General features: G+C 59.5%; 1 protein-coding gene. It reads left to right on the top strand.

The window, feature by feature from the left end; genetic code table 11:
- The coding region (locus EN874_RS33440) for an ABC transporter permease subunit (protein ID WP_127428883.1) at positions 1–279 on the top strand (279 nt) is incomplete at both ends.

The raw sequence follows: 279 nt of genomic DNA, 5'->3' as shown, positions 1-279 counted from the left end.
AACCTTCATGGTATACATCAGCTTTTGGCGCGCATCTGACCTGGACATTGCCCTTCGGCGTTCTCATCATGCTCGCCGTCTTCAACCGGTTTTCGCCGTCCTATGAGGAAGCGGCGCGCGATCTCGGTGCGTCCTCATGGCAGACCTTCGCCCATGTGGTGCTGCCGATGATCGCGCCGAGCCTGATCGGTGTCGGCCTCTTCGGGTTCACGCTTTCCTACGACGAGTTCGCCCGCACGCTGATGACGTCTGGCACCTACAACACGTTGCCGCTGGAAA

It is taken from the genome of Mesorhizobium sp. M1D.F.Ca.ET.231.01.1.1 (assembly GCF_003999155.2).
Taxonomy (GTDB): Bacteria; Pseudomonadota; Alphaproteobacteria; order Rhizobiales; family Rhizobiaceae; genus Mesorhizobium.
This window is presented reverse-complemented; position numbering and strand designations above follow the sequence as displayed.